At 53.9% G+C, this 2,297-nt stretch carries 1 protein-coding gene; it reads right to left on the reverse strand.

Going from position 1 to position 2,297, the window contains the following annotated elements; translation table 11 throughout:
• On the reverse strand, window positions 1–2,297 hold a 2,297-nt coding region (locus ACFWV9_RS16115; RefSeq protein WP_411896259.1), incomplete at both ends, for a LamG domain-containing protein.

The following is a 2,297-nucleotide window of genomic DNA, read 5'->3' on the forward strand; positions in this document are numbered from 1 at the left end:
TGCGAGAACACCACCTCGAACCTCTCCGTATGCTCGCCGGCCTCCGTGGAGAACTCGTAAGGCTGTACGTTGTTTACCAGGTCATAGTATTCTCCCGTTAGGTTGTCCCTAAGGTAGATCTCCTGTTCCTCATCCATGTTCTCGGTCTCGGTAAGCGCTATCGTATAGTTGTAGTCCCCTGATGCCGTCAGCTTAAGTGGTACGGCCTTGTCCTCGGTTATCGCACCGTAGGCCTGTATGGTCATCTGATCCTCACCAAATGTCAGGTTAAGGTCGTCATCGCCCACCTCGGTGTTCTTGGCCTCGTAGCCGTAATCGAAGTCATCAGAGGTAAAGCCGCTAAAGCCCAATAACAGCTCGCGCCTCGTATCCGGTCCGTCCACCGACGAAAACTCCAGGCGCAACGTCTGCATAAGGTCCTCATCTTCCTGGGACTTGCCCTGGGCAGTACCGTTCTTGAAGAATATAGAGCCGTTGTTATATGTGCCATCATGGTCGGCCTCCTTTACAAAAAGGCGCTGTCCGTTGTTGAACATCACCTCGCCGTCAGCAATCACCTCTACCATGAAGCCTTGCCCTACCGGCAAGTATCTCGATGGCTTCTTCGTACCGTCCTGGCTGCCGTTGTTGGCGCCCTCTATACCCACGAACTGGTAGGCCCTTACCGATCCGGTCTTGTTCACCTGGGCATAGCCACCATTGTACTCGTTCAGTATATGGGAATCGCCGCTCCACTGTTGCCACAGCTGGATGGTACCGTCTATAACGCCTACGTTGTCGTCTATGAACTGGTGAAGATCCATTGCGGATGGATATGGGTTCCCCAACAAGAAGTCCGTCTTTGATACCGCTGGTACCGAACCGCTACCTCCCGTATCGGAAACGTCGATTATTATCGTACCGTTGTTAGGCTTACCCTCGAATAAATATTGCTGTTCCGTACCTGTAGCTCCCGTGCCCTTCTGCGTATAGCCGATTCCAGGCTCCAACGGCGTGTTGGCGTCCATAGAGCCCCAGTCGTTGTAAGTTACTCCGTTTATATAGGTGTAGAGCCAGAACACACTGATCTTGCCAGGCGCGTCCAGCGCTCCCGTGAACTCAAAGTTTGCCCCGCTCGGTTGCCTTAGCATCCCGAGGTTGAACTCGGAATTGTTATCGTTGTTGCCTACCGTATTGTTGTCCGTCAAAGGCGTTGCGCCCAGACTGCCCAATGGCGAGCCCCAGTAATTGTACCTGTACTGGCTGGAGCTGCCCTCCTGCCTTCTCTTTACCTTGCCCGTAGCAGAGGTAACAAGGTCGCTGCGCAAGCCCTGTACCAGCTGCGAGTCGTCCCTCAGGTCCAGCGTACCGTTTAGCTCCAAATAATAGGTGTTCTCTATCTTGTTGTCGCCGTTTACAATAAGCTCCTTGTCCGCGTCAACTATAAGCCCCAGGCTGGTGTGGGAACTGGACGTGGTAATGTCGTTCTTTATGGAGACTATGCTCCAGTCCTTGTTCTGGGAAGCATCCTCGATGTCCCATACATCGCCGTAGAGCCATGTGGACTCGTTGCTCCAGTCGCCGTCAGCAACAGTCTCGTAAGGCATTGGTGCCGTCTGGTCCTGTAACGTGGTTATGTTCATCAGCGTTAGCTCGTAGTCGTTGCTAGAGTAGTCCGCCGTGGTGTTGTTCTTTATGTCCGTCATCGAATAGTACGCCAAAAGGCTGGACCACGATATCTTCTGTGCCGTGTCCCTGTCCTCTATTGGCTTCGGTACAACCGTGCCCTTTACGAAACCGGCGTCATTGGATATCTCCTGGTATACCATCTGCTGCAACTGGTCCGCGCTTAGGGCCGTGTCAAAGACCCTGATCTCGTCGATGTCGCCATTGAACTGCTCGCGTGCCGACAAGGTCGTAGAGCGCCTGCCCACCTCGAAACTGCCGTTCCAGTCCGATGAAGGCGATATTGTTCTGCCTACAAGGGAAGGCTCTAGTACGTACCCCTCGAGGTTACCGTCCACATATACCATAAGCTCGCCCGTAGCGCTAGAGAAGACACCAGCGATGTGGTGCCACTCGCCAAAGTTGACGTTTATGCCCGTGGCCGTATGCGTCGTGCCCGAACTGCTCCTGATCCCGAACATAAGCTTGTTGCCCTCCGTGACGTAAAGCCTGCAACCGTCGTCCTCGCCCATAAGGGTCGTGGACCCTGTAGAATTGGCCGCGTCTATCTTGATCCACGACATCATGGTCAGCTCGCCCTCGCCGTCCAGAATACTGCCACCGTAAAGATAATCGTCAACGCCGTCGAAGTC

The sequence above is a fragment of the Winogradskyella sp. A2 genome (assembly GCF_046762865.1).
Taxonomy (GTDB): Bacteria; Bacteroidota; Bacteroidia; order Flavobacteriales; family Flavobacteriaceae; genus Winogradskyella.